Consider the following 26,335-nt stretch of genomic DNA (forward strand, 5'->3'; position numbering starts at 1 on the left):
GTTCTTTAAATGTTTCGTTATCTCTTTTACTTACATATTTATTTTGATGTTGCATAATTCAAAACATCATATAAAAAAGGGTAACCCATTTTTATATGGTGTTCACCCTTTTAAATCTTTATAAGCTGCGTCCCAGCTCGTACGCCTCTCTCGGATAATCAGATTGCTCAATATCCTCTCTGACATACATTCCCAATGCATACACACTGCCGATGCATGTCCACCGCATATAGCGGAAAGCATCTTCAAAGTGGTGCTTTAATGCATCAAATGTCCAGTCCTCCGTATCGCCGCAGGTAGCTAATACAATGGTTTTTTTCTGCTGTTCCCGTAATGCAGTATTGTTCGCATAGAAGCGGTCGAATACGGCTTTGATCTGTGCACTCATTCCGAAATAATACAATGGTGTTACAAACACAACCAGCTCTGCATCCGCAAGCATTGGATTCAGCTTTTCCATTCCATCCTTAAACACGCATCCGTTACCGGTCTTACGGCATGTATCACAGGCAATGCATGGATGGACATCCTCTCTGGCGGCATGAAACACATGGATTTCATGTCCTTTTTCCTGTGCTCCCCGTATAAACTCTTCCATCAGTAGTGCAGAAGTGCCTTTCACATGCGGACTTCCGTTGATAACAAGTATGTTCATAATCTGTGCTCCTTTTCCTCTTTATTATGTATGATACCACTTCATGTCCCGGAAGTAAATCGGTCAAAGAATACCCAAATAGGATATTCATCAAAAGATTGTATCTGATCATCCTATGTAACCATTATTGAAACAACAGATATTGTTATATAATGGATATATCGATATAATATAAAAACAGTAATTAAACAGATTTCTGCAGTTAAGATGAGTTAAAAAACAAAATAAGAATATGGAATGCAAAGCATTTAATGCAGAGTTTATGAAAACGAAAACGAGGTGAAAAAAATGAAAATCATCACGGTATGTGGGAGTCTGAAATTCAGGGATGAGATTATGAAAATCACAGAGGAAATGACATTGCAGGGAAATTGTATGTTAAGTATTGTATATCCGACGAATTCAGATATAGCTGTGTATACAGGAGAAGAAAGGGAGCTGCTTGGTAACATGCATAAGGAAAGGATACGTATCTCCGATGCAATCCTTGTTGTGGATATTGATCATTACATAGGAAGCAGTACACAAGGTGAAATTGAGTTCGCAAGAGCTTTAGGAAAAGAAATTATATACTATACGGATATTGTAGGTACGATGGAGTGATTATTTGTTTCTGAAATTTTATTTTTCACAGATTGGTATTTTGCAGGAGGATAGCAAGCAGACAGTTTCTTCATCTTATCCGAAGGGAAATGACATAAGAAACCACATGTTTCGTAAACGTTAAGAAAAAGCATGACAAAACTGTAAGGGAAGGGTAAGGAAATCGTATGGTATGGATAAGCTTTCTACGATATACTGTTATTAACAAAAGGAGGCTGAATGCATGACACAAAAAACGATGTCCGTTCTGCTTGCCACTGCCTTTCTGGTTGGTGTTGGATACAAGGCGATGCGCCACGTATTTCCAAAAAGCAGATAATCAGTATACGAATACATAGGGAATCTATGAAAAGCCGCAGAAATCATCTGCGGTTTTTCATATATCTGTGTGATATGAAAATCGCTGTAAACATCAATAGCTGCCGGTGCCACTCCATAACCGTCTGACCCATAAACGATTCTCTGGGAAATTTCCTGTAAAAAGGGAAAAATTCCTACTTCTGTCACCTTGGAACGAAACGAACCGGATTGCTTGTGGATGGTAAGCCTTTTACGATACAATAGCGGTGTTAATGAAAACCTTTACATGTAATTGGGAGAATTGGAGGATGTTATGAAACAGAAGACTCAAAAATTTGGAGGGGCCATGTTTACACCGGTGCTGCTGTTTGCCTTTGCCGGAATCATGGTCGGTCTTGCGACGACCTGTATGAATCCGCAGATCATGGGGGATCTGGCGAATCCGGAGTCTATATGGTACAAATTCTGGGCAATGATCAGTGCCGGTGCGAATACCGTGTTCAATCAGCTGCCAGTCCTGTTCGCAGTTTCTCTGCCGATTGCGCTTGCGAAAAAGCAGAATGCCAGAGCGTGCATGGAAACCTTTGTGATCTATATCACGTTCAACTACTTTGTCAGTGAATTTTTAAACCAGTTCGGTTCTTCACTGGGCTTTGACTTTTGCCGCGGAGGTGGGAGGTACCAGTGGACTTGCCATGATCGCCGGTATCAAAACGCTGGATACCGGAATGATTGGAGCTATCCTGATTGCGGGTATTGCCATTTATCTGCACAATAAATTTTATGACAAGGAGCTTCCGGATTATCTCGGTGTCTTCAAGGGATCTGCCTTTGTTGTCATGATCGGCTTCTTCGTCATGATTCCTGTCGCTATCCTCATTGCACTTGTATGGCCGCATGTACAATCCGCCCTATTGGGTTTGCAGGGCTTCTTCAAGGCGAGTGGCGCTGTTGGTCTGTTCACATATAATCTGTTACAGAAGCTGCTGCTGCCATTCGGTGTTCATCACTTTATCTATGCACCGGTTCTGTTTGATAACGTCATTGTGGATGGTGGTACGATATCCTACTGGGCACAGCATCTGCCGGATTTCGTCAACTCCTCCAAGCCGCTGATTGAACTGTATCCACTTGGCGGCTTCTCCAACGGAGAGCTTGCGAAAATCTTTGGTGTCATCGGTGTTGCCCTTGCCTTCTATAAAACGGCACGTCCTGAAAAACGGAAGATGGTTGTCGCACTGATGGTGCCTGCCTGTCTGACAGCGATGATGACCGGGATTACTGAGCCGCTGGAATTCACCTTCCTGTTTGTGGCGCCTGTGCTGTACGTTGTCTATTCAGTACTGTCCGCACTGCTTGCGGTGGTCATGTTACTGTTCGGTGTTATTGGAAACTTCGGTCAGGGTATTCCCAACATCATCTTCCTGAATCTGATACCACTGTTTAAAAATCATGAAATGATGTATGTCTGGATGCTTGTCATCGGTATTGCCTTTACCGCGATTTACTACTTTGTATTCAAATTCATGATTCTGAAATTCAATTATGCAACGCCGGGACGAGAAGCGGTGGATGAGGATGCCAAGCTGCTGACAAAGGATGAGTACAAGGCATTAAAGGATGAGAAAAAGAGCACCGGAAGTGACCGTTTTGATGTGAAGGGCATTATAGCTGCCCTTGGCGGTGGAGATAACATTCTGGAAATCAGCAACTGTGCGACACGCCTGCGTCTGCTTGTTAAGGATGAAAAGGCGGTACAGAGCCTGGAAGAGTTTAAGAAATACGGGGCAATCGGCCTTGTGAAAAACGGCACCTCCATTCAGGTCATCATCGGTCTGGATGTACCAAAGGTAAGAGAACAGGCAGAGCTTCTGCTTGGAAGAGAATAACGAGTATAGTTTATTACGACAGCCCTTAACAAAGGCTGATAAAGGAGGATACTGATATGAAGAAATTTTCAATACTGATTGCAGGTGGAGGAAGCACCTATACACCGGGTATCGTTTTGATGCTGCTGAGCCATCTGGACCGCTTTCCGCTTCGTTCTATCAAGTTTTATGACAATGATGCAGAGCGTCAGAAAATTGTTGCGGATGCATGCGAGGTCCTGATTCGTGAGCGGAATCCGGAGATCAGCTTTCTGGCAACTACCGATCCGGAAACAGCCTTTACGGATGTAGACTTCGTCATGGCACATATTCGTGCGGGAAAATATGCAATGCGTGAGCTGGATGAGAAAATACCGATGAAATATAATGTCGTCGGACAGGAAACCTGTGGACCTGGAGGAATTGCTTACGGTATGCGTTCCATCGGTGCGATGCTGGAGCTGGTTGACTACATGGAGAAATATTCACCGCAGGCATGGATGCTGAACTATTCCAATCCTGCCGCAATCGTAGCGGAGGCGACAAGAAAGCTGCGCCCGGATTCCCGTATTCTCAATATCTGTGATATGCCAATCGGCATTGAACGTCATATGGCGGAAATCCTGCATCTGGATTCCAGAAAGGATATGGACATCTCCTATTACGGACTGAACCATTTCGGATGGTGGACGAGTATTAAGGATCATGCGGGAAATGATCTGATGCCTGTATTAAAGGAACATATCAAAGAAAAGGGATACTGTGTGGAAGCACAGATGTATCAGCACACGGATGACAGCTGGACAGATACCTTCCGCAAGGCAAGAGATGTCTATGCACTGGATCCGGATACCCTGCCGAACACCTATCTGAAATATTACTTCTACCCGGATTATGTAGTGGAACATACCGATCCTGCCTATACCCGTGCCAACCAGGTTATGGATGGCCGTGAAAAATTCGTATTCGGAGAATGCCGCAAGATAGCAGAGGCACAGAGCAGTGAGGGAGCGGATCTGCATATTGATGAGCATGCATCCTATATTGTCGATCTGGCATGTGCACTGGCATACAATACGAAGGAAAAAATGCTGCTGATTGTGGAAAACAACGGTGCTGTACAAAACTTTGACCCGACTGCAATGGTTGAGGTGCCTTGTCTGGTGGGAAGCGATGGACCGCAGGCGCTGTGCATCGGGGATATTCCACGGTTCCAGAAGGGATTGATGGAGCAGCAGGTCGCTGTGGAAAAGCTGGTTGTGGAAGCATGGGCGGAACAGAGCTATCAGAAGCTGTGGCAGGCCCTGACACTGAGTCGCATGGTACCAAGTGCAAGCGTCGCAAAAGCGATTCTGGATGATCTGATCGAGGCGAATAAGGATTACTGGCCGGAATTAAAATAAGAATCTGAAACTTATGTTATAGATTATAGAAGAGAACACCCGTGGTTGCATACGCTTATGCATACGGGTGTTTTTTTGCTGTAACTGCGTGGGAATGCTGTGATCTTTTTCAGAATTGCTGGTTTATGATGGAATTCATGATATAATCGTAGAGAATGAGGTGAAGGATCATGAAACTTGCAGAGCTAGTCAATCAGCATTATAAGGAGCTGTCCTCCAATGACCTGTACATTTGGGACTATATACAGGCGCATGGAAAGGAATGTCAGAATCTGTCTATCGTTGAGCTTGCACAGCGCTGCCATGTTTCCAAAACGACGATCCTGCGCTTTGCCCAGAAGCTGTCGCTGAAGGGATACAGTGAATTGAAGGTATATCTGAGCTGGGAAAACCGGCCATCCGGGGATATGGTGATTGATGAGCATCTGATTGAGCATGTATGTGATACAAGCAAATACGCCATTGATGAGCTGCGGGAGCGTGATTTCACGGATATCTGTGAAATGCTGTATCACTCTGGACGCATATTCGTATATGGAACAGGAGCCTTGCAGGATTCTGTGGCAAGGGAGCTGCAGCGTATGTTTTTATATTGCGGAGAATTTGTCTATGTTCTATCCGGCGAAAAGGAAACGGAAATGGTTCTGCCCTTCTTGAGCCGTGATGATGTTGTGATTCTGATTTCCCTGCGCGGAGAAGGGGAGCTGATCAATGAGTTTGCTTCTCAGCTTCGTCTAAGAAGCATCAAAACGATATCCATGACGCGACTGAAAAATAATGAGCTCGCTCATAAATGCACGAAAAGCATCTACATCACAACCTCACAGGTGATGATTGGCAATCTTATTCTGCATGAGGCGGCAAATCTGTATTTTGTATTGGCAGAGCTGCTGTTTCTGCGCTATTCCCAATATAAACAGAAGCAGGATGGTATAGGAATACGATAACCGCAAACATGGCGGTTTTTTCTTTGAAAACTCTTGCGGGTGACGCAGGGGAATAGTCTACAATAGGGGAAGAGGTGAAGAATATGTATCAGATTCATGAGGTGTGCGAACGCTGTCATTTAAGCAGAAAAGCGATTCGTCTGTATGAGGAAAAAGGACTCCTGCATCCGGATAGGATACAGGGAAATCGAATGTATAATAAAGAAGATGTAGTGCGGCTGCAATGTATCAGCTATTATCGTGGACTTGGGTTTTCTCTGGAACAGATTCAGCAGCTGTTGCATGGCAGCAGTGAAAAATGTTTGAAGGAGCTGCTTATGACACATAAAAAGCAGCTGAATCAAAAGCTGGAGGAAAAGCAGGAACAGCTGAGGGCTGTAAACAATGTTATACATGCGATCCGGCAGCATGAGGAATTTGATATCACTGCAGCGGTATCGGATGAACAGCATGACGATGATTGTGTGGAGGGGATGCTGATCTGGAAGTGGAATTCCATCTATCAGATTTATAACTATCGATGCAGCAGAAAGACCTATCGGCATGCGGTTATTTCCACACGGCTGTTTTGTGCGATTCTTGTAATTGTACTGGTGTTTGCATGGCTGGAGAAGGGAGGAATTCTGTAATGATTACCATACGTGAGCTTGCGGATTCCTGCAATATCAGTGTACGGACACTGCAGTATTATGATCAGATTGATCTTTTGAAGCCCAGCGGTTATCAGGGGCGCATTCGTCTGTATGATGAAGCAGCAAAGAAAAAACTGAAATGCATCCTTGCATGGAAGGTACTGGGCCTAAGTCTAGAGGAAATCACAAAGCTTCAGCAGGGAGTCATGGATCGGGAACAGCTGTTGATTCTGCTGGAACAGAAAAAGGAACAGCTTATGATGTTCAAGGATGCTTTACTAAAAAATCAGATGCAGGTGGATGACATATTGTTTCATATCCGGCAGTCTAAGGAGTGGAATCCCGGCGACTATATGGAAATTTTATCACTGCAAACTATGGATCATCCGTATTCACTGACAACACATCTGGTTGCACTGCTGCGTAATATGACGCTGCTCAAGGTGATCATTTTGATATTTTACATATTGAATGCCCTCTGTATTGCCGCACTTATCGCAGAATGTGCAACCCTTCTATTCCCATAGGGCAATAAATCATAATTCAGATGCTTTGATAGAAAGATATGGAAAGCGGCAATGGGCTTATTCATATTCAAATTCGGAACGATTTCGTATTCATGCAGAGGCTAAGCTGAATAAGAAGATAATCTTACACATCCGTCGTTTCCCTACCGGGTAAACTGTTGTATAATAGTGATATTGATCATACAAGGAGACGAAGGATATGTCACAGAAAAAAATTACCTATATCAAGCTGCTGCATCAGCTGGAAAAAAAGATGAAGACCAAACGCCTTGAGGGCAAGGTCGCTATACAAAGAGAAGAATTTGAAATTCTGTTGTCCGGAATACCTTCAATTTTAAACGGATACGATCTGGTAACGCTTGAGGTAGGTGAAAACATCAACCGGGAGGCATTGCGAAAGCATCTGAAGGAACAGTTTGAAATCACCGATAAAGAGAGTGCAATCAGGGCAATCAAAGCCTTTTTGAATGATAATGTGCAATGGCAGTACGAGCAGTTTCTGGGCTTCTGGAGGGATGAGCCTCAGTTCGATTTGGAAGAGCTGGATGAAAAAGCAAGGCTGTTCTTTGAGGGCTGCAAAACCTTTGCGAAGCAGTTTTACCCGTTCCTGAAGGATCAGGGCTTTGCCGGCTTTGATTATGGAGAATGTGTCCGCATGATACGGGAATGCTATGCAGTGGAACTTCTGGATCGGGAAACGGCGGACATGATGCTGCAGGATATCGGAACCCGTGCATTCCGGCAGTTTGACAGATGGGAGGAATATGCGCTCAGTTATCTGTGCGGAGGGTGTTATTTCATGTTCCGCAGCTCCGGGATGAACAACGATTATGGAAGTATGATGTTTCAAAATGAGCTGCAGGCGATTGAAAAGCTGTTTTTTGAAAATCGTACCAATGTATGGAACCGCTATTCCTGGCTGGAGGGAAAGAAGTATTTCCCGGGCATGAAAGAAGGGAAAAAGCTGATTGACAGCACGTTGGGCTGCTTTGTGACGGATCGTGTCAGCATAGATCAGGATGCCATCTGTTATATGGTACGCGAGGAGCCCTCCAAAGACAATCCGGACAGCGGCTGGAGAATCTTCGCCGGAGATGAAACACAGGAGTATATTGATGATATTGAACATACGCAGGTTTTCGCTTTAAATACCGTATGCAATTATGATCCGGAAATCATCCCGTTTCTTGACGAGCCGATTGGTACGGTGATTGTGCGCAATCGGGAAGGAAAGCTTGAAAAAGAGGAAAAGCAGAATCAATAACAGCTGTTTTTATGGGAATACACACTCTGTTTACTGTATATCCGCTATACAGCTTATACCGAACGTAAGGTTTGGACATGATCTGAATTCAGATTGTCCGGACCTTTTTCTTCATATTCATTTGGTCCTATGGTAACCGGTATAGTCATAAATAGTTTAAGAAAACAGATATTCGACATAGTTGTTATTGACAGAATACGAATACCATGATAGTGTATTACTGTATTTAGTACACTAATACACTGGAGGTGCAATTGATGTTTGTAATTGACACGCAAAGCAAACTTCCGATATTTGAACAGCTGAAAAAGCAAATACTGGAGTTTATCACAATTGGTATTCTGTCACCAAACGACAAACTTCCCTCTGTCCGTGCCATGGCTTCACAGATTGGTGTAAACCCCAACACGGTTGCCAAAGCCTATCAGGAGCTGGAGGAGCATGGATATATTTATTCGGAGAAAGGAAAGGGATGCTTTGTGGCAGATAATGAATCCGATAAGCTGATACAGGAAGAAAAGCTGAAGGACTTTAAGGGAACAGTTCTTGATATGAAGCAGCATCATATCGAAAAGGAAGCGCTCTATAAAGTGGTGGATTCCGTATATGAGGAGGGAAAGGATCATGCTTAAAATCAGGTCACTGACAAAGAAATTTAAAGAAAAGACCGTGCTGATGGATGTAAACCTGGATATTCACAGCGGCAGTGTTTTTGGTCTGATCGGTCCCAATGGTTCAGGTAAATCCACACTTCTGAAAATCATGGCCGGTATTATGAAGCCGGATCTGGGATGTATCTGTATTGATGATGAAAGGGTATTTGATAATCCCAAAGTGAAACGTGATATTCTGTTGATCAGTGATGATCCGTTTTATTTCTTTAATGCCACGTTAAAGGATATGAAGGAATTTTACCGTGTATGGTATCCAAATTTCAATGATGAAATCTACGAGAAATATCGTGCTATCTTTAAGCTGGATGAAAATAAGACACTGAAGAATTTCTCCAAGGGTATGAAGCGTCAGTCCTTTATCGTTCTGGCACTTGCAATTTCACCAAAATATCTGTTTCTTGACGAGGCATTTGACGGTCTGGATCCGGTGATGCGGCTGACCTTTAAACGGGCAATCAGTAAAATGATCGAGGAAAAGGAAATGACCGTAATCATATCCAGTCATAATCTGCGTGAGCTAGAGGATATTTGCGATACATTCGGTATCTTGGAGGATAATACGATTCGAACTGCCGGCTATGTGGATGAAACGAAGGAAAATATCCACAAGATTCAGCTTGCGTTTAAAGAAGAAAAACGTGAAGATGATTTTAAGGCACTGGATTTGCTGTCGATGCATGTGCAGTCGCGTGTAGTGAATTTGGTTGTTAAGGGAGATATTGAAAAAATTAAAAATTATTTGAATACGATGGACCCTCTGATGATGGAAGTGCTGAATGTCAATCTGGAGGAGGTCTTCATCTATGAAATGGAAAAGAAGGGGTATGGTGTTTATGATGAATGATTTTAAGGCCTATCTGCGCTATTATGTAAACAGCAATAAACGGCTGTTGATACTGGTTTTTATCATTCTGTTTCTGATAATGCCATTCTTCACCTTTAATTATATGGGACTGCCGCGCGGCCCGTATTCACTGGATACCTTCTATACGGGCTTCATTGCTCTGGGAGCGGCAACCTGTGCTGGAGGCTGTATCCTGTCATATTTGTTACCAATATATAATTTTCGCTATTTGTATAAGAAAAGAAGTCATGAGATGTACTTCTCTTTACCGATACAAAGAAAGCATCTGTTTCTATACAACTATATCAGCGGGCTGCTTGTCGTACTGGTCCCGTTGCTGATGAACTATCTTCTAGGCTACTTTATAATGCTGGGGCTCGGATATCGGGAGAGACCGCTCTATATGCTGATACCGTTATTCTTCTTTCTCGGTTTATCCATCCTGCTTTTGATTCAGTATTCCATTTTCACCTTTTTAAGCGTGAAATGCAACAATCTGATTGACAGTATTCTTGTCAATGGTGCTTACGTTGTCATGCCGTTTATCGTCATGCTTTCCGCGACGATTTTCTTTAGTAATCAGATAACGGCAATTCTTGGAGATATCGGCGCATCACCAAGTGAATTTATCAATATGGGAATGATCCAGATGCTGCTTTCCATGCCGAGTACAATATATGCCTTTCTATTTAATATGATAGCTTCCATGGCGTCGGAAATGCATAGAATTGATACTCTGATAAACGCATTTAACTGGCTGTACTTTCTATATTGGGGAGTCATCGGTGTGCTGTGCTTCTGGTTTGGCTGGAAATCCTTTGTGGATAGAAAGCCTGAGGATGCAGAGCAGCGAACTGTTACCTTATTCGGATACCCGGTGATTATCACGGTTATCACCTTCTGTATGGTTTTATTCGTCATGAATATCAATGGCGGTGTCGTTGTTCCAAGCTTGATTATACTGGTTGCATATTTTTGTATGATATTCTTCTCCAATCGAAAGATACAGATAAAAAAGCTTCACGTAATCGTATTTGCATTGCTTTATATCGGAACCTTCGGCTTTAGCTATATGTATACGCAGACAAAAGGGCTGGGGATGGTAAAGGAATTTCCATCGCTGACAGACATGGTGCGTGTAAATATTGATGTGAATGCATCTTCTATTGAAAATGATTCCGCTATGCAGTTCTATGATGCGAAGAATAAAGAATATTATGATGGGTATGGTACTTCTGTTCAGGATGAGGAATCCATGAAAGATATGCTGGATGTGCAAAAGGAAGTCAGTACTAGGAGTGTGAAGGAGTACTTTTATGATAATGCGTTTTATATCAGCATTTCCTATATCAAGCAGGATAACTTTCAGGTTTCTCGAAACTATACACTAAAAATGAATAAAAAGAATAAGGACTATCTACAAAAGCTGATGGAAGAGCTGAAGCATACGGAAAAATTCTCTGTTATGCAGCATTGAGAAATGAGCTGAAAGTAAGAAAATCTTTCTTGCTGTTCATAGAAAGCATGAAGGAAAAATAAGTCATTCTTTTACCACAAAAGGAAGGCTTTGCTGTTGAATGAAAGGGGTTCTATTGCATAATAGAGTACACAATTCGCAAGGGGATTGCGATACCTCTTATAGTAAGCAAAAGGCTCTCAGCACTTATGTGTGCAGAGAGCCTTTTTGCGTTGTACATCTAAAACAGTAACACACAATGTATGTATTTACAAATGACAGCTTATATCGTCGTGTCGGACTTGCTTATTCGTTTTTTTACAGACTCGAAGGTATCACATTCCAGAACCAATGTGGATACTATATGCATTTGTTCCTCAGTTAATGCCTGCAGCCACATTGCGCAATCCTCATGAAACTTGATTTGCATCTGTCTGTGTAAGAGCTGCCTCTCTCCTTCCAGCTTACCTTCCATTTTTCCGGCAGCTTTTCCCTCTTCAAAGCTGTCACGCAAGCCGTTGCGGTAACGTGCTTCTCCCATTTGAATCGCCATTGCGGTTGACCATAGCTCATCATCCTTCTGCATTTCCTCGTACTTGTCCATGAATACCTTCACCAGCCTTTCCTTCGACTTCAGTATATCATTTTTTTTATTATTTTCAAACAGGTATACCAGCTGTTCAAAGTCATTCAGTCTCTGCATTTCCTTCTCCTTTACAATGTCATTGATTGCCGGCATATGAACAAAGGTGCGAAGGATGAGTGGGTAGTAGCTTTCATTCTCTCCCTGCTCATTGCGCATCTGATACTGATTGATCAGATTTCTGTTGTTCCATGCATACTCATCAATGAAGATAATTTGATAAACCGGCTTTAATTGATCATAAAGCTCACCGCTTTTCAGCTGATTGTTCAACGCTCTGGCACCGTAAAATTCAAAGCGCATCATTTCCGCTAAACCTTTGTAGGTTGTCTGCATCTCGATATTGAAATGACGGTTTTGTTCATCCTTCACGTGGACATCCAGAATGATGCGCTTCTTTCCGATGATGCCCGGGTCCAGATTCGGATTGAGGACGGTGCTTTCCTTTACCCTGATTCCGGTAACACGTTCAATGATGGTGTTGCGGGCGTACACAGAGCCTTCATCCTCACGGGAAAGGGCGTACTTAAAAAATAGATCGTTACTGTAGTTGAGTTGATTCCTTGCATTTGACATTTATATGTCCTCCATTCTGTAAGGGCTCCTTACCCCCTTCTATACGTATGGAATCTGTCAAATTCCTAAAGAATCCACGAATAATTGATAAAATTTGTTATTTTTCACGTTAAAAGGAATTTAACTATACTGGCATTGCTTTTAAAGGATTTCCTTAGCAATATGCAATACGATTTTTTATTTTCAAACAGTAAATGAAAATCATCTGATGGTCCTGCGATTCGCAATGTCTCACACGAAATATTTCATGTATTTCTTATGTGAATTTACTAAAAACCTATTGCTTTCGCAGAAACTTATTGCTATAATTGTATAGCACTTACTTTAAACCCACCTGAGGTTTAAGGCGGAAGGAGAGTTAAAATGAAAAAAGGAATTCATCCAGAGTACCACCGTATTATGGTAAAATGTACTTCTTGTGGAGCTGAATTTGAAACTGGTTCAACCAGCAAAGAGCTGCGTGTTGATACTTGTTCAAACTGCCATCCTTTCTATACAGGACGTCAGAGATTCGCTGCTGCACAGGGACGTATTGAAAAATTCAACAAAAAATACGGACTTAAATAACAACTACAGTGGAAAAGGGGCATATGCCTCTTTTCTTTTATAGTTTTACAGGATTATATTTTCTGAATTACAGGAATTGGATAAGGGTATACCTAAAAGCTGAGATATAGGATGAAAGAAAATGAAAGTTAAGTAACAGATGTAAATTGCACATACCGGAATCACTTTATGATATAATACAAATCGTAATGTTAGTGAGGAGTGTCGTTATGTATCAGCAGTATAAGGAAGGATGGCTGGAGGTAATATCCGGCTGTATGTTTGCAGGAAAGACAGAGGAGCTGATTCGTCGGATCAAGGTACTGGAATATGCGAAAAAGAAAATCGCCGTATTTAAACCGAAAATCGACGATCGCTACAGTGAGGAATGTGTTGTTTCGCATTGCGGAAGCACGGCAAAAAGCTTTGTGATAAACCGTGCGCATGAGATTTTTGATTACATAGATGATAGCTATGATGTAATTGCAATCGATGAGGTACAGTTTTTCGATGAAGAGATTGTAGAGATATGCGATTATTTTGCAGATCATGGAAAGCGTGTCATGGTTGCCGGGCTGGACATGGATTTTCGCGGGGAGCCGTTCAGTGTCATGCCGCAGCTGTTTACACATGCGGAATTCGTTACAAAACTGACAGCGGTGTGTACAATATGCGGAGCACCTGCCACAAGAAGTCAGCGGCTGATTGACGGCAGAGCCGCCCGCTATGATGATCCAATCATTCTGGTGGGAGCAAGTGAGCAGTACGAGGCAAGATGCCGTCATTGCCATGAGGTGCCGGGGAAGCCTTTGATCCATAAATAAACAGAGATTTACTTAAAGCAGATATGTCGAATCGGATATATCTGCTTTTTTTAATATCCTCATAAGGTATGAGCTAATGCGTGGCTCTTTTTTTCACACGCATGTCCTATTGCTTTTATCTATTCAGAATATAGACTTCCTGTAAATTTCCAATTAAAAGCTATGTACCGGCATTTAATCATTGCCGGTGAATGTACTTTCGTACTTGCTGGTATCTCATTCAAAGAGAATCGTTTTATTTTTTGCACAACGTGAATGCTCATCATAGTGATGTGCAAACGTATATCCAAACATAGTACCTAACAATTCTTGTGAAAACGGTTTCGATAAAATATACTTATTTTGTAAGGAAGAGCTTGCGCGCAAATATGATTTTCCTTTAACAAAAGGAGGTTTGATAAGATGAATGATACATTGATCTGTGATGAGCTTTGTGAACTTGATTTAGATGTGAGAAGTACAGATGAGTTTTTTGAAGTCATGAGCAAAAAGGCTGTGGATCTGGGCTATGTAACAGAACAATTTCTATCAGCCATAAAAAAACGGGAACAGGATTATCCTACCGCATTGCCGGTAAAGCCTTATCCGGTTGCAATACCGCATTCCGATCCCATCAACATCGTGAAGCAGTTTATTGCACCTGTTCGTTTGAAAAATGCAATCAGCTGGTGTGAAATGGCGAACAATGACAGCATCCTTTCGGTACAAATTGTGTTTCTTCTGGGCTTTAAAAGAGAAGAGGGACATGTGGAAATTCTACAGCTGCTGCTGCAGAACTTTCAGAACGAGGACACGATGGAAAGCTTGCTGAAGGCCGCAACAAAGGAAGAATTTCTGGAAATAGTGAAGCAAATGGAAGGACTCTAATGAAAAAAGTAATCGTTGCTTGTGGGAATGGGGTTGCAACCTCTCAAACAGTGGCTTTTCGTATCAATCGCATGCTGGAAAAAGAGAACATCACCAATGTCAGGGTGGAGGCAGTGAACCTGCGTTCTTTACAAAGAGAGCTTCATGGAGCTCTTGCCTATATCGATATTACAAATAGTCATATGGATTATGGAATTCCTACTGTTAACGGACTTGCTTTTCTCTCAGGAGAGCATAAAGAAGAAGCGTTTCAAGAACTTATCAAAATCATAAAAAACAGGTAGAAGGAGAACATTATGAAAAAAGTAATCGTGGCTTGCGGAAGCGGAGTAGCTACAAGTCAGACAGTGGCATCAAAGGTAAATCGTTTGCTGAAGGAAAAAAACGTTGATGCAAAGGTAGATGCCGTAGATTTAAAATCGGTAGACCGTTACCTTGTAGATGCTGCAGCATATATCACAATAACAAAGGTCACAAAGGAATACCCAATCCCTGTAATCAACGGAATCGCATTTTTGACAGGCATGAATCAGGATGCGGAACTGAGTAAATTGATTGAGGCAATAAACAACGCAAAATAGAACTTTGAAGGAAGAGAAAGAAGGGAAATATAATGGAAATTTTATCAGATGTTGTTAATTATCTATTAAGCTTAGGCGCAGCAATCTTTGTTCCTATCATCATTATCATTGCCGGTTTGATTGTTAGAATGAAATTGAAGGATGCAATATCCGCAGGTATTACACTGGGGGTAGCGTTTACCGGGATGACGATGCTGATCAATTTTATGACGGGGGCAATTTCACCGGCTGCGGAAGCGATGCTGAAAAATACAGGGATATCTCTGCCAATCGTAGATGGTGGCTGGACCACAATGTCAACCATTTCTTGGTCCTGGCCATATGCGTTCCTAATGTTTCCACTCATGATTGTCATCAATATAATCATGCTGGTTATTAAAAAAACAAATACATTCAATGCGGACTTATGGAATGTCTGGGGTAAGATTTTTACAGCGGTTGGCGTTGTGGCAATTACCGGCAGCGTACCGCTGGCATTTCTGGTAGCCGCCATACAGATTGTATTTGAATTAAAAACAGCGGATGTGCACCAGCGCAGAATTGAAGAATTATCCGGTATTCCAGGCGTAACCTGTACACATAAGATGGTCCTGTTTGGAGCGTTGATGTATCCGATTGACTGCCTGTTGAAAAAGATACCTGCATTTAACAAAAAATTTGATGCGGCTGCATTAAAGGATAAAGTTGGTATCTTTGCTGAGAATCATGTATTGGGGTTTATTCTGGGCGTTATCTTCGGTTTGCTTGCTCAATATCCTGTCGCAGAAACACTGACGCTTGCTATTCAGTGTGCCGCAGCCTTAACACTGTTCCCGGTCATCACAAAATATTTTATGCAGGCACTGTCACCAATTAGTGAAGCGGTATCTGACTTTATGAATAAAAAATTCAAGGGAAGAACACTGCTTGTCGGTCTTGACTGGCCTTTCCTTGGCGGTTCCAATGAAATATGGCTGGCAGTCATCTGGTCTGTTCCGGTAACCTTGATCTGTGCAATGCTTTTACCGGGTAATGCGATACTGCCGTTTGCAGGAATCATCAATATAGCACTTGCTGTTCCTGCTTATCTTGTAACAAAGGGAAATCTTCCGAGAATGCTTATTTTATGCACACTTGGAGTTCCTGCGTTCCTGTGGGTAGGTACTGCATTTGCTCCCTTTATCACAGACCTTGCAAACACAACCGGTGCGGTAGCATTGAAGGCCGGCGAAATGATTTCCAATTCCTCGATTGACGGGCCGGTATTCACGTATGCAATTTCACAGGTATTTGATGTGATCAACGGCAACTGGATTCCGATTATCGTATTGTTTGTATGGGTTACCTGCTACGCATTCTACTACCGCGCATTAAGCAAAGAAAACAAGCTTGCCGAGGCGAAGGATGGTAATGCAAAAGCAGCAGGTGAGTAGGCATGTCTTTTACTAATAAAGAAGGTAAGCTTATCGTATTGAATATCATAGATACAATACAAAAGCATAAGGATTACCTAAGTGAAATAGATGGTGCAATCGGTGATGGCGATCATGGTATCAATATGAATAAAGGAGTAACGATCGCAAAGTCACAGGTGGATAAAAACGAGACATTAAGTGAAGCGCTGTGCACGCTTTCCTGTGTGCTTATGGAAAAAATAGGAGGATCCATGGGGCCTCTCTACGGTTCAATTTTTATGGGAATGCAGGCCGCATTGGGAAATGCAGAATACATTAACGGTGCAATCATTGAAAAGATGCTGAAGCAGGCCTATGACAATATTCAGATGATCTCACCGGCTAAGCCAGGAGATAAAACATTGGTAGATGTCCTTGCTCCTGCTGTTTCAGCGTATGCATCAGTCTTTGAAAAAACACAGGATACATGCGCTGCTCTTACAGCCTGCTCACAGGCTGCAGAAGAGGGGATGCAGGCGACCTGTGATATGCAGGCTAAATTAGGCAGAGCATCACGTCTGAAAGAAAAATCAATCGGTCATCAGGATGCAGGGGCAACCTCCTGCTGCCTGATTCTGCAGACATTCTGCTCAACGATAATAGCGTTGGAAAAAGCTTCACGAAAGGAGACTGGAGATGCAGCGATTTGTTAACGATCCGGACATGATTGTAGATGATATGTTAAAGGGGTATGTGAAATGTCATAAGGATATCCTTCATATCAGTGAAAAGAACGATCATGTAGTTGTGAAAAACCGGCAAAGGAAGCATAAGGTAGGAATCGTAAGCGGAGGGGGAAGCGGTCATGAGCCATGTTTTCTTGGTTATGTTGGCGAACACATGCTGGATGCCGTAGCAGTAGGAGAAGTATTTTCTTCTCCCCCTGCCACTGCGTTTCATCAGGCATTTTTAGAGGCTGATACCGGTGCAGGCGTTGCCTGTCTGTTTGGCAATTATGCCGGCGATAATATGAATGTGAAAATGGCAGTACAAATGGCGGCAATGCAGCAGGTAAATGTACGCTATGTTACGGCCAATGATGATATTGCAAGCGCACCGTTGGATGAAAAAGAGAAGCGTCATGGAATTGCAGGAAGTCTGTTCATGTGGAAAATCGGGTGTGCAAAGGCTGAGCTTGGCGGTACGCTGGATGAAGTGATCGATGCAGCACAGGCTGCTGTGAATGAAACCAGAAGCTTGTGTGTAGGGCTGACCCCCTGCTCAATACCTGCTGTCGGTCATGCTAATTTTGAGATTCAGGAAGGTACCATGGAATATGGTATCGGACATCATGGTGAGCCCGGGCTGATTGTAGAATCATTGAAAAGCGCAAAAGAAATCGCCGCGGTACTCTGTGAGAAAATAGAAGCAGATTTAAAGCTGAAGCATGGAGAAGAAATATCTGTCATCGTATCCGGGCTGGGCGGAACGCCAATTATGGAGCTTTATGTTCTTTATGATGAGATAGAGAATTATTTTACAGAACGCGATATTTCAGTCTATCGCTCCTTTGTAGGTGATTATGTAACCTCGTTGGAGATGAGTGGAGCTGCGCTGACGGTGATGCGTATGAAGGAAGAATTTAAAGAATTGCTGGATTTTCCTGTTGATACACCGGCAATCACTATAAAATGAAATTTGAGGAAAGCTGTGCGGATCGGTAGAGGATGATGCTGTCCTGCTGATTACGTTATTTATAAGGAGGAATCGCAATGTCGTTGGATGAAAGAGGCTTGAATATTTTAAAACTGCTTGTAAATAATCCGACGATCAGTGGTTCTCAACTGGAAAAAGAAGCAGGATTGTCACGAAAACAGCTTAGTTATTCTTTAGCGAAGATAAATTTTTATCTGAAGGAAAATGGATTTGAAGAAATCGGAAGAATGCGGACGGGGAAATTTATCATACCCCATAATGTTATCAATTCCTATAAAACAAATCAGTTCACCTTTGATGAAGGTACGTATGTATTTATAGAAAAAGAGCGTCTTTACTTGATTGCCCTGATTCTCTTGCAGCATAAAGAGGAACTCAGCATTAACCATTTCACCTCGATCCTGAGGATTAGCAAGAATACGGTTTTGAATGATTTGAAAAAACTGCAGACGGTGATTTTACAGGAATTCGATTTGAAGCTATGGTATGATCGTTCCAAGGGATATTATCTGGTTGGCAAGGAATATGAAAAGCGTACGTTGATGATTCGCATGATTCAAAGTATCCTGCCGTTGCTGAGCGGAGAATCTATTCTGCTTTCCATACTTGAAATTGATGAGGAACGGATCCGGATGCTTTGTGCCGATGTAGAGGAAGTAGAAAAAACCTTGAAAGTACGTTATACCGATGAACGGATACGGGAGATTCCCTTTATCCTATATTTCATTCTTATTCGAATCGAGGCTCAGAAATTTCTGGATGTGCTTCCGGAGGATTATCAGCATATTGCAGGTACCAGTGAATATGGCTCTATTATGAATATCTTCGCTAAATATGATATCCAGAATACAATGGATAAATTATATCTGGTATCACAGTTTCAGATATCAAGTGTTAATTTTGAAGACAGCCGCAGTAAGAAATTTGAAAAGGAACTGGCGGAAGCGGCAGAGAAGACACTTGAGAATTTTGAAAATCTCGTCTGTATTCGTTTTCAGGATCGTAAGGCCCTGCTGGATGCTCTGATTCAGCATCTGAAACCGGCCCTTTACAGAATACGCTATCAGTATCATATCGAAGGCAATATTCTCAATATGATACTTCCTCATCATTCCTATCTATTTGAAATCACAAGACATGCAATGGTGCCGTTTGAGGAGATGTTCCATATTCTTATTCCGCAGGAGGAAATGGCGTATATCACCATCCTGTTTGGCGGGTGGATGACAAAGGAAGGAACACTGGATTTTCTTGAGAAAAAAAGAAGAGCGATTGTCGTTTGTACCAATGGTATTTCCATTTCCAATTTTCTGTTTCTGAAGCTGAAGGAGGCATTCCCTGAGCTTGAATTTCTTTGTTCTTTATCCTCACGGCAGTTTTACGAATACCATAAGGAATATGATGTTGTATTTGCTACCGTTCATCTTGATACAGCGGTACCACAATTTCTGGTAAAGCCGATTATGGATGATAACGATTTGCATAATCTTCGCAAAAAGGTGTTCAACGAGCTTTTGAATAAAACTATTTATGAGGTTAACTCAGCAAGTCTACTGCATGTTATTAGTAAATATGTGGATGTAAAGGACCGTAAAGGACTGTTGACGGCATTAAAAAGCTATCTTGGTGAAACCACGCAGGAAATGGTTCTGACAGAGCATTGCCATCAAATGGACACAAACAATCTTCATGATCTGTTAACACCGGAAACCGTGCATATAGCAGAGCATGAACTAACCTGGATGGAAGCTATTCAAACTGCATCGGAACCATTGCTGAGAAATGGCTGTATTACAACGAAATATATAGAAAATATGATTTACAGCGTCAAATATGATAAACCGATCTGGACGATTGCGGATGGTCTGCTGCTGGCACATGCAAGTGTAGAGGAGGGGGTTAATGCATTGGGCATGTCCCTTCTAAAGCTGCCGGAAAGTATTTGCTTCAATGGTTATATGGAAGCTGTTATCGTTGTCGTTATGGCAACACCAAATCGTGAAATTCATTTAAAGGCGCTGTATGCACTGATTGATATCGTAGAAAATGAAGAAGATTTTACTCGGATGAAGTCTACAGACTCCATTTCGGAAATATTAGATATAATATCTAAAGAAAGGTACGAGGTATGTTAGAGAATTTAAAAAAAGATGTATGTGAGATTGCGAAAAGAGCACAGCGTGATGGATTATGTAAGCATAAATCAGGGAATTTCTCAGCCCGTGATGTGAAAAGCGGCTATATTGTTATTACACCGACAAGTGTGGATCGTGAGCTGCTGACTCCAAGAGATATGATTGTGATGGATTTGGAGGCCAATGTAATTGAAAACCTGTCCGGTTTAAAACCGACAAGTGAATCGCTGATGCACATTACCATTTATAAGACCAGAAAGGATGCGAATGCTATTGCACATACCCATTCTATGTATGCAACTACGTTTGCATTATTAAATAAGCCGATTCCTGCTATCGTATATGAAGTCGCAAATATGGGACTTACAAAGGGACGCGTGCCGGTGGCGCCTTATGGAAGACCGGGGACGATGGAGCTGGCAAACAGTGTGGTTGATGCATGCATGGAAGCTGAAAGCTTTTTGATGGAAAGTCATGGCGCTGTAGCCTTTGATTCACAGGATATTTATGAAGCCTTTTTGAAGGCCGCTTATATTGAGGAACTGGCACAGCTTTATTATAATGCAGTAACTGTTTTACAGGGCAAGGAACCAAAATCATTCGCTCAGGAAGAATTACAGAAATGGGAATACCCAAAAGAAATCAAATTCCCGAAGCAGTGATATGATGTATTTCTATTTTGTGCGCCACGGGGAAACACTATCCAATATATGGCATACGCTGCAGGGATGGTCGGATACTCCGTTGACGGAAAAGGGAATCGCACAGGGAAAGGCTTTGGGAAGAGGACTGGCAAATACACCGTTTGAGAAGATATATTCATCAACAAGTGAACGCGCTTATGATACTGCCTGTTATATACGGGGAAAAAGAAATATGGAGATAACCATGTGCAGGGGTCTGAAGGAAATGAATTTCGGTACCTTTGAAACCAAGGCCAATACATTTGCCGGATGTGAAACCTATCTACAGAGAATTCAGTTTCCATGGAAGGCTGCCGGTGGAGAAAATCTGGAGGATGTCTGCCAGCGAATCCATCAGACAATGAGACAAATATTGGAAGAGAATAAAGGGGGACATGGGAATATTCTATGTGTGAGTCATGGAATTTCCATACTGGCTGCTCTGCATACTGCGGATAAGGAAGTTTATGAAGAATGTCTGAGGAATGAAGTGAGGTTTGGAAATTGCAGTGTGACAATTATCGGCTATCATAAGGGAAGGTACACGGTAGAATGCATCAACTCAACAGAATATGTTACAAAGGGAGGCTATTATGAAAAAGATTATCAATGACCCGAATAAGTATCTATCGGAGATGCTGGAAGGGATCTATATCGCTCATCAAAATCAATTGACATATGTAAATGATGATCCGCAATGTCTGGTTACCAAAACAAAAAAAGCAGGGAAGGTGGGAATCGCAACCGGTGGAGGAAGCGGACATCTGCCTTTGTTTCTGGGATATGTAGGTGACGGTATGCTGGACGGCTGCAGTGTAGGCGATGTCTTTCAGTCTCCAAGCGCTGAACAGATGCATGCAATCACAAAAGAGATTGATTCAGGTGCCGGAGTTCTCTATATTTACGGAAATTACAATGGGGATATATTTAATTTTGATATGGCGGCAGAAATGGCGGATTTTGAGGATGGAATTCGTGTGGAAACAGTGCTTGGTGCAGATGACGTCGCTAGTATCGGGCCGCTTTCGCAGGACGAGAAGACAACAAGGCGGGGTGTTGCAGGTATTTTCTTTGTTTATAAATGTGCCGGAGCAGCTGCTGATAAAATGATGAGCCTTGACACTGTGACACGCATTGCAAGAAAAGCAAGCTGGAACACAAGGACGCTGGGTGTTGCTTTAACATCCTGTGTCGTTCCCCGTGTCGGGCATGCCGGTTTTCATATCGAAGAGGATGAAATGGAAATCGGAATGGGAATTCATGGAGAAACGGGTATTCGCAGAGGAAAGATTGAAACAGCTGATCAGATAACAGAAGAGATGATGAATAAGATAATAGAAGATCTTCCTTATGCACCTGGAGATCGTGTTGCGGTACTTGTAAATGGTCTGGGGGCGACTCCACTGGATGAACAATATATCGTAACGAGAAAAATCAATCAGCTTCTCATGGATAAAGGAATAGCTGTTCACCGCTATTATGTGGGGGAATATGCAACCTCACTGGAAATGGCAGGAGTATCCATATCCTTACTGAAGCTTGACGAAGAGCTTACAGAGCTGATTGATTATCCGGCAAATACCCCGTTCTTTAAACAGCTGTAGGAGAATTTAATATGGATGTTAAATATATAAAAAGCCTGTTAAACTGTTTTGCAGAGGTTATGCAGGAGAATAGAGAGTTCTTAATTGAACAGGATAGTATCGTGGGAGACGGGGATCTCGGCTTAACGATGAGTGACGGTTTTCAGGCTGCTGCGGAGGCTGTACGCAAAAGCGATGAAACAGATGCAGGCAAGCTATTATATATGGCAGGAAAAGCGATGTCTGTTGCCGTACCCTCCACAATGGGTACCCTGATGGCAAGTGGATTTATGCAGGCGGGGAAAGCGTTAAAGGGTGTCTGTGAGCTCGATCTGAACCATATAGCACAGTTCTTTCAGGCATATGAAGCTGGTGTGATGCACAGAGGAAAAGCAAACATAAACGAAAAAACGTTCCTTGATGGTATTGACCCTGCTGTACAGAGTATGAGAAGCAGCCTGAAAAACCATGAGAGCCTGGAAAGCTTCGCACAAAAAGCATATGAGGCAGCATGTGCAGGCTATGAAAATACTGCTACCATGCTGGCGGTTCATGGCAGGGCGGCTACCAGAGGAGAAATGAGCCGTTCGCTGAAAGATCCGGGGGCCTGCGTTGCTATGCTGATGATGAAGGCATTTGTGAAATCCGTTAAATAGCAATGGTGGCTAACTATTTCTGAATGCAGATAGCCAGATAGTATACGTCATGCCTGCGTGATCGGTGCATAAAGTAGCAAGGGAAGACGCAAACTGAAATTCGGATAGGAAACAAAGAAAAGGACTGTGTCTATATGATGACAGTCCTTCTTATAGTAGATAGACAAACGGATTTTCTACATTTCCTTTATCGTAGATAAAAATCATCCTCGAAGGTACGTGCTCCACTATCGGTTAACGGATGCTCCAGTGATTTCATATACAATGTGTAGGGAATCGCGGCATAGTCCACCTTCATTGCTGCCAGCTTCTCCAGCTGTGCCAGATTCTTGATGGATGCGGCAACGGTTTTCACCGGATATCTCTTAGCTGCTATCATTTCCTGAATATTGCTGAGAATACGCATGGCATCACTTCCGTACTCCTCGTTTCTTCCGATAAAGAAAAACAGATAATCCACATGGGCATTGATGGCAGCCACAGCCTGTCCCATGGTGAAAATCAGTGTCATTGCCGTTTTAACTCCACGTTTATGCAGCGTGTCTGCAAGATGCAGACCATCCTTTGAAAAATTGATTTTAATAACGATCTCATTGTATAGGGCAAGAAGCTCCTCTGTCTGCTGCAGCATTTCCTCATAGGTTCCGATGACCTCTCCACTTAGGAAATCAAGCTCCCTGTTTGAATAGCCGTTAACAAAATCATGCAGTCGGATATCGTTTTTGCGATACATACTTGTGTTGGCTGTTACACCTCTTGCGCCCAGCATCAAAGCCTCTTCTATTTCCTGTGCATTTCCGCTGTCAATCAGATACAGCATACCATCACTCCTCTTCTTTTTCTTAAGTATACAAAATCTGTGTATATTTGGGCCTTCATCATGCAACCTTTGTTTCCATAAGGATGCGGTAAATATCTTCCTGTATTTTTTTTCCGTATCATTATGGAAGCACTCTGTATAGCTGTCTTCTATACAGCGGTGAAAAAACACGTATAATGAAGCTGTAAAGAGGAGGTATGTACTATGTTTCATTATTATCAGCCTACAAAGATTCATTTCGGTGCCGGTCAGCTGAATGAGCTGGGGCATATTTGCAGAGGCTATGGAAAGACCTGTTTTCTTGTAACAACACCGGATGCTCCCCTGCAGCCGTTATATGAACGTGTGAAGAAACTGCTGGATGCGGAAGGTATCAGCGTTATTCATTTTGATAAGGTAGAACCCAATCCAAGTGTGGAAATCGTAGAACAGGGATTTGCCATGCTGAAGGAGCAGCCTGCCGATTTTGTATTGGCAGTCGGGGGCGGAAGCTCGATTGACACAGCAAAGGCGATTGCATTTGCGAATGGTAAAGAGTCGATTGACTGGGATCATCTGTTTAACGAATACAGCTCACCGTTCGCATATTACCCTTCCTACAGTGAAAAACACCTGCCCCTGCTGAGTGTACCGACAACCTCAGGAACCGGTTCTCAGGTAACACAGGCGGCTGTCATCACAAGAGGAAAAGAGAAAATCACATTCTTTCATCCGGATAACTTTTCACAGGAAACGATTCTGGACCCGCAGCTGATGCTGACCCTGCCAAAGCGCATGAGTGCCGCTACCGGCTTTGATGCGTTTACCCATGCGTTTGAGAGCTACATCAATGCCAATGCATCCCCTTACAGCGCAATGGATTCCATGGAGGCAATGCGACTGGTGATTGATCATCTGCCACATGTACTGGAAGATCCGCAGAATCTGGAATTCCGTACAAACATGTGTCTTGCCGACACACTGGCTGGCCGCGCACTGGCTAATTCCGGTGCAAGTGCACCGCATCCGCTCTCTGAAATTATTGGCGGAATTGTACATCTGCCGCACGGGGAAGCACTGGCTGTCGTTTTCCCTGCCTTCATTCAGCATATGGCAGATAAAAACAAGGAGCGTTTTGCGGATGTCGCAAAGCTGTTTGGCAGTGACGATTTATATACGGCAATGATTGAATTCCTGGAAACAATCGGGCTTCACAAGAAGCTGAAGGATTTCGGAGTCAGTGAGGAAGACTTTCAGGAAATTCTGGCATCTCCAGTTCTGGATCATCTGCCATTTGGAAGCAGAGAGGAGCTGGAGGCTATTCTGAAAGACTCCTATGCCTGAAATTCGCCTCATAGGTCTTGATCTGGATGGAACCCTGCTGAGAAAGGACAACTCGGTAAGTGATGAAAATATTAGTGCATTGCAGGAATGTATAAAACAAAACATTCAGATATATCTGATCAGCGGACGGCCTTACTGCTTTACAAGGATGATTGCGGAAAAAATTCATCCATCCGTAAGGGTGATTTCCTCTAACGGAGCGATATACGAAATAGGGACGAAGTGTATCATGCATACGATAGAGCCGCATGTTCTGTATCAGATTATTGACGTGCTGAAAGAGCATGCACACGCACATGCCTTTTTCAAGGGAAAGCACGAATTCTTTACGCATGAGCCTTATGATGAGAGGTTTCTCTACGATCATATAAATAATCAGCTGCCGGCAGCCGTTCAGGTAACATCCTTTACCGGCATGAGTTGGGAAGAGCTGAAGCACCATGCTCATGATATTGCGAAGATACTGGTCTATGATATGCAGACGGAACGGCTATTAAAAGCCAGAAAACAGATAGAATGTATAGAAAACATCACGGTAACCGATTATCAGCCTATCAGCTTTGATATCACTGCCGGTGGTGTTCATAAAGGGAATGCTATAAAAGCTGTACTGCAATCCCTGCATTTGAAGAAGGAGGAATTTATGGCTTTCGGTGATGCCATGAATGACCTTCCCATGTTTGCGGAAGCGGGACTTACTGTAGCCATGGCAAATGCTGCTGAGGAAATTCAGGCATCCTGCGATATTGTAACTGCAGATTACATGGATGACGGGGTTGCTAAAGCAATACAGCGGTATATTTTATGAGAAAAAGGGGCTGCATGTACAGTCCCTT

Annotated in this window: 27 protein-coding genes and 1 pseudogene; 25 read left to right on the forward strand and 3 right to left on the reverse strand. The window is 42.7% G+C overall.

Going from position 1 to position 26,335, the window contains the following annotated elements; translation table 11 throughout:
• Nucleotides 1–118: 118 nt before the first annotated feature.
• The gene (locus tag ACG3M1_RS01605) at nt 119–655 is read right to left on the reverse strand and encodes a flavodoxin family protein (protein WP_002607006.1); all 537 of its coding nucleotides are present in this window, start codon (nt 653–655) and stop codon (nt 119–121) included.
• 288 nt (nt 656–943) lie between these two features.
• On the opposite strand from ACG3M1_RS01605, the gene ACG3M1_RS01610 reads away from it, so the two are divergent.
• The 10 genes and pseudogenes from ACG3M1_RS01610 (at nt 944) to ACG3M1_RS01655 (ending at nt 11,194) form a co-directional block, all read left to right on the forward strand.
• Entirely contained in the window at nt 944–1,258 is a 315-nt protein-coding gene (locus ACG3M1_RS01610; protein WP_008818266.1) for a hypothetical protein, read from the forward strand.
• Nucleotides 1,259–1,871: 613 nt separating this feature from the next.
• Nucleotides 1,872–3,447 (forward strand): annotated as a pseudogene (locus ACG3M1_RS01615) (alpha-glucoside-specific PTS transporter subunit IIBC).
• A 56-nt stretch (nt 3,448–3,503) separates the two neighbouring features.
• Nucleotides 3,504–4,829: a 6-phospho-alpha-glucosidase gene (locus ACG3M1_RS01620; RefSeq protein ID WP_002607010.1), complete on the forward strand. Its 1,326-nt coding sequence runs from the start codon at nt 3,504–3,506 to the stop codon at nt 4,827–4,829.
• 170 nt (nt 4,830–4,999) lie between these two features.
• Nucleotides 5,000–5,776 (forward strand): MurR/RpiR family transcriptional regulator, encoded by a 777-nt coding sequence (locus ACG3M1_RS01625; protein ID WP_008818269.1) that lies wholly within the window; start codon nt 5,000–5,002, stop codon nt 5,774–5,776.
• An 83-nt stretch (nt 5,777–5,859) separates the two neighbouring features.
• Nucleotides 5,860–6,405, forward strand: a complete 546-nt coding sequence (locus tag ACG3M1_RS01630) for a MerR family transcriptional regulator (RefSeq protein WP_008818270.1) — start codon at nt 5,860–5,862, stop codon at nt 6,403–6,405.
• Nucleotides 6,405–6,935, forward strand: coding sequence for a MerR family transcriptional regulator (locus ACG3M1_RS01635; RefSeq protein WP_008818271.1), 531 nt, complete (start codon nt 6,405–6,407; stop codon nt 6,933–6,935). The genes ACG3M1_RS01630 and ACG3M1_RS01635 overlap by 1 nt, the downstream gene beginning before the upstream one ends.
• A 199-nt stretch (nt 6,936–7,134) precedes the next feature.
• Nucleotides 7,135–8,199 carry an immunity protein Imm33 domain-containing protein gene (locus ACG3M1_RS01640; protein WP_008818272.1) on the forward strand — a complete coding sequence of 355 codons (1,065 nt, stop codon included), beginning with the start codon at nt 7,135–7,137 and terminating at the stop codon, nt 8,197–8,199.
• A 257-nt stretch (nt 8,200–8,456) separates the two neighbouring features.
• Nucleotides 8,457–8,831, forward strand: coding sequence for a GntR family transcriptional regulator (locus ACG3M1_RS01645; RefSeq protein WP_002607015.1), 375 nt, complete (start codon nt 8,457–8,459; stop codon nt 8,829–8,831).
• Complete coding sequence (locus tag ACG3M1_RS01650; protein ID WP_008818273.1) at nt 8,824–9,717, forward strand: ABC transporter ATP-binding protein; 894 nt, start codon at nt 8,824–8,826, stop codon at nt 9,715–9,717. The genes ACG3M1_RS01645 and ACG3M1_RS01650 overlap by 8 nt, the downstream gene beginning before the upstream one ends.
• Complete coding sequence (locus ACG3M1_RS01655) at nt 9,677–11,194, forward strand: hypothetical protein (protein ID WP_395814715.1); 1,518 nt, start codon at nt 9,677–9,679, stop codon at nt 11,192–11,194. Before ACG3M1_RS01650 ends, ACG3M1_RS01655 begins: the two co-directional genes overlap by 41 nt.
• 262 nt (nt 11,195–11,456) lie before the next feature.
• Here the strand turns inward: ACG3M1_RS01655 and ACG3M1_RS01660 are convergent, their stop codons facing one another.
• Nucleotides 11,457–12,392, reverse strand: a complete 936-nt coding sequence (locus ACG3M1_RS01660; protein WP_195301673.1) for a PD-(D/E)XK nuclease family transposase — start codon at nt 12,390–12,392, stop codon at nt 11,457–11,459.
• Between the two features lie 363 nt (nt 12,393–12,755).
• Between ACG3M1_RS01660 and rpmE the strand changes: the two genes are divergently transcribed.
• The 13 genes from rpmE to ACG3M1_RS01725 all read left to right on the forward strand — a co-directional run bounded on the left by rpmE (nt 12,756) and on the right by ACG3M1_RS01725 (nt 23,356).
• Nucleotides 12,756–12,959, forward strand: coding sequence for a 50S ribosomal protein L31 (rpmE, locus tag ACG3M1_RS01665; RefSeq protein WP_002607019.1), 204 nt, complete (start codon nt 12,756–12,758; stop codon nt 12,957–12,959).
• 209 nt (nt 12,960–13,168) lie between these two features.
• Complete coding sequence (locus ACG3M1_RS01670; protein WP_008818276.1) at nt 13,169–13,762, forward strand: thymidine kinase; 594 nt, start codon at nt 13,169–13,171, stop codon at nt 13,760–13,762.
• Between the two features lie 402 nt (nt 13,763–14,164).
• Nucleotides 14,165–14,629, forward strand: coding sequence for a PTS sugar transporter subunit IIA (locus tag ACG3M1_RS01675; protein ID WP_008818277.1), 465 nt, complete (start codon nt 14,165–14,167; stop codon nt 14,627–14,629).
• The gene (locus tag ACG3M1_RS01680; protein WP_002607023.1) at nt 14,629–14,913 is read left to right on the forward strand and encodes a PTS sugar transporter subunit IIB; all 285 of its coding nucleotides are present in this window, start codon (nt 14,629–14,631) and stop codon (nt 14,911–14,913) included. The genes ACG3M1_RS01675 and ACG3M1_RS01680 overlap by 1 nt, the downstream gene beginning before the upstream one ends.
• 12 nt (nt 14,914–14,925) lie before the next feature.
• On the forward strand, nt 14,926–15,210 hold the full coding sequence (locus tag ACG3M1_RS01685; protein ID WP_008818278.1) for a PTS sugar transporter subunit IIB: 285 nt from the start codon (nt 14,926–14,928) through the stop codon (nt 15,208–15,210).
• 32 nt (nt 15,211–15,242) lie between these two features.
• On the forward strand, nt 15,243–16,622 hold the full coding sequence (locus ACG3M1_RS01690; protein ID WP_002607025.1) for a PTS galactitol transporter subunit IIC: 1,380 nt from the start codon (nt 15,243–15,245) through the stop codon (nt 16,620–16,622).
• A 2-nt stretch (nt 16,623–16,624) separates the two neighbouring features.
• Nucleotides 16,625–17,296: a dihydroxyacetone kinase subunit DhaL gene (dhaL, locus tag ACG3M1_RS01695; protein WP_009270228.1), complete on the forward strand. Its 672-nt coding sequence runs from the start codon at nt 16,625–16,627 to the stop codon at nt 17,294–17,296.
• Nucleotides 17,280–18,278, forward strand: coding sequence for a dihydroxyacetone kinase subunit DhaK (locus ACG3M1_RS01700; protein WP_008818280.1), 999 nt, complete (start codon nt 17,280–17,282; stop codon nt 18,276–18,278). The genes dhaL and ACG3M1_RS01700 overlap by 17 nt, the downstream gene beginning before the upstream one ends.
• A 77-nt stretch (nt 18,279–18,355) precedes the next feature.
• Nucleotides 18,356–20,434 carry a BglG family transcription antiterminator gene (locus tag ACG3M1_RS01705; protein ID WP_395814718.1) on the forward strand — a complete coding sequence of 693 codons (2,079 nt, stop codon included), beginning with the start codon at nt 18,356–18,358 and terminating at the stop codon, nt 20,432–20,434.
• The gene (locus ACG3M1_RS01710) at nt 20,428–21,096 is read left to right on the forward strand and encodes a class II aldolase/adducin family protein (protein ID WP_002607029.1); all 669 of its coding nucleotides are present in this window, start codon (nt 20,428–20,430) and stop codon (nt 21,094–21,096) included. Before ACG3M1_RS01705 ends, ACG3M1_RS01710 begins: the two co-directional genes overlap by 7 nt.
• Nucleotide 21,097: 1 nt before the next feature.
• On the forward strand, nt 21,098–21,730 hold the full coding sequence (locus ACG3M1_RS01715) for a histidine phosphatase family protein (protein WP_002607030.1): 633 nt from the start codon (nt 21,098–21,100) through the stop codon (nt 21,728–21,730).
• A complete protein-coding gene (locus ACG3M1_RS01720; RefSeq protein WP_002607031.1) occupies nt 21,711–22,721 on the forward strand; it encodes a dihydroxyacetone kinase subunit DhaK in 1,011 nt (336 codons plus the stop codon). Before ACG3M1_RS01715 ends, ACG3M1_RS01720 begins: the two co-directional genes overlap by 20 nt.
• Nucleotides 22,722–22,732: 11 nt before the next feature.
• Nucleotides 22,733–23,356, forward strand: a complete 624-nt coding sequence (locus ACG3M1_RS01725) for a dihydroxyacetone kinase subunit L (RefSeq protein ID WP_008818282.1) — start codon at nt 22,733–22,735, stop codon at nt 23,354–23,356.
• A 187-nt stretch (nt 23,357–23,543) separates the two neighbouring features.
• Here ACG3M1_RS01725 and ACG3M1_RS01730 read toward each other — a convergent pair whose 3' ends face one another.
• The gene (locus ACG3M1_RS01730; RefSeq protein ID WP_044904035.1) at nt 23,544–24,176 is read right to left on the reverse strand and encodes a transaldolase family protein; all 633 of its coding nucleotides are present in this window, start codon (nt 24,174–24,176) and stop codon (nt 23,544–23,546) included.
• A 204-nt stretch (nt 24,177–24,380) separates the two neighbouring features.
• On the opposite strand from ACG3M1_RS01730, the gene ACG3M1_RS01735 reads away from it, so the two are divergent.
• The gene (locus ACG3M1_RS01735; protein ID WP_009588155.1) at nt 24,381–25,499 is read left to right on the forward strand and encodes an iron-containing alcohol dehydrogenase; all 1,119 of its coding nucleotides are present in this window, start codon (nt 24,381–24,383) and stop codon (nt 25,497–25,499) included.
• Nucleotides 25,492–26,307 carry an HAD family hydrolase gene (locus ACG3M1_RS01740; RefSeq protein WP_009588141.1) on the forward strand — a complete coding sequence of 272 codons (816 nt, stop codon included), beginning with the start codon at nt 25,492–25,494 and terminating at the stop codon, nt 26,305–26,307. Before ACG3M1_RS01735 ends, ACG3M1_RS01740 begins: the two co-directional genes overlap by 8 nt.
• Nucleotides 26,308–26,335: the final 28 nt, after the last annotated feature.

Origin of the sequence: Clostridium sp. 10cd*, assembly GCF_044336395.1 — a bacterium.
Classification (GTDB): domain Bacteria; phylum Bacillota_I; class Bacilli_A; order Erysipelotrichales; family Erysipelotrichaceae; genus Clostridium_AQ; species Clostridium_AQ innocuum.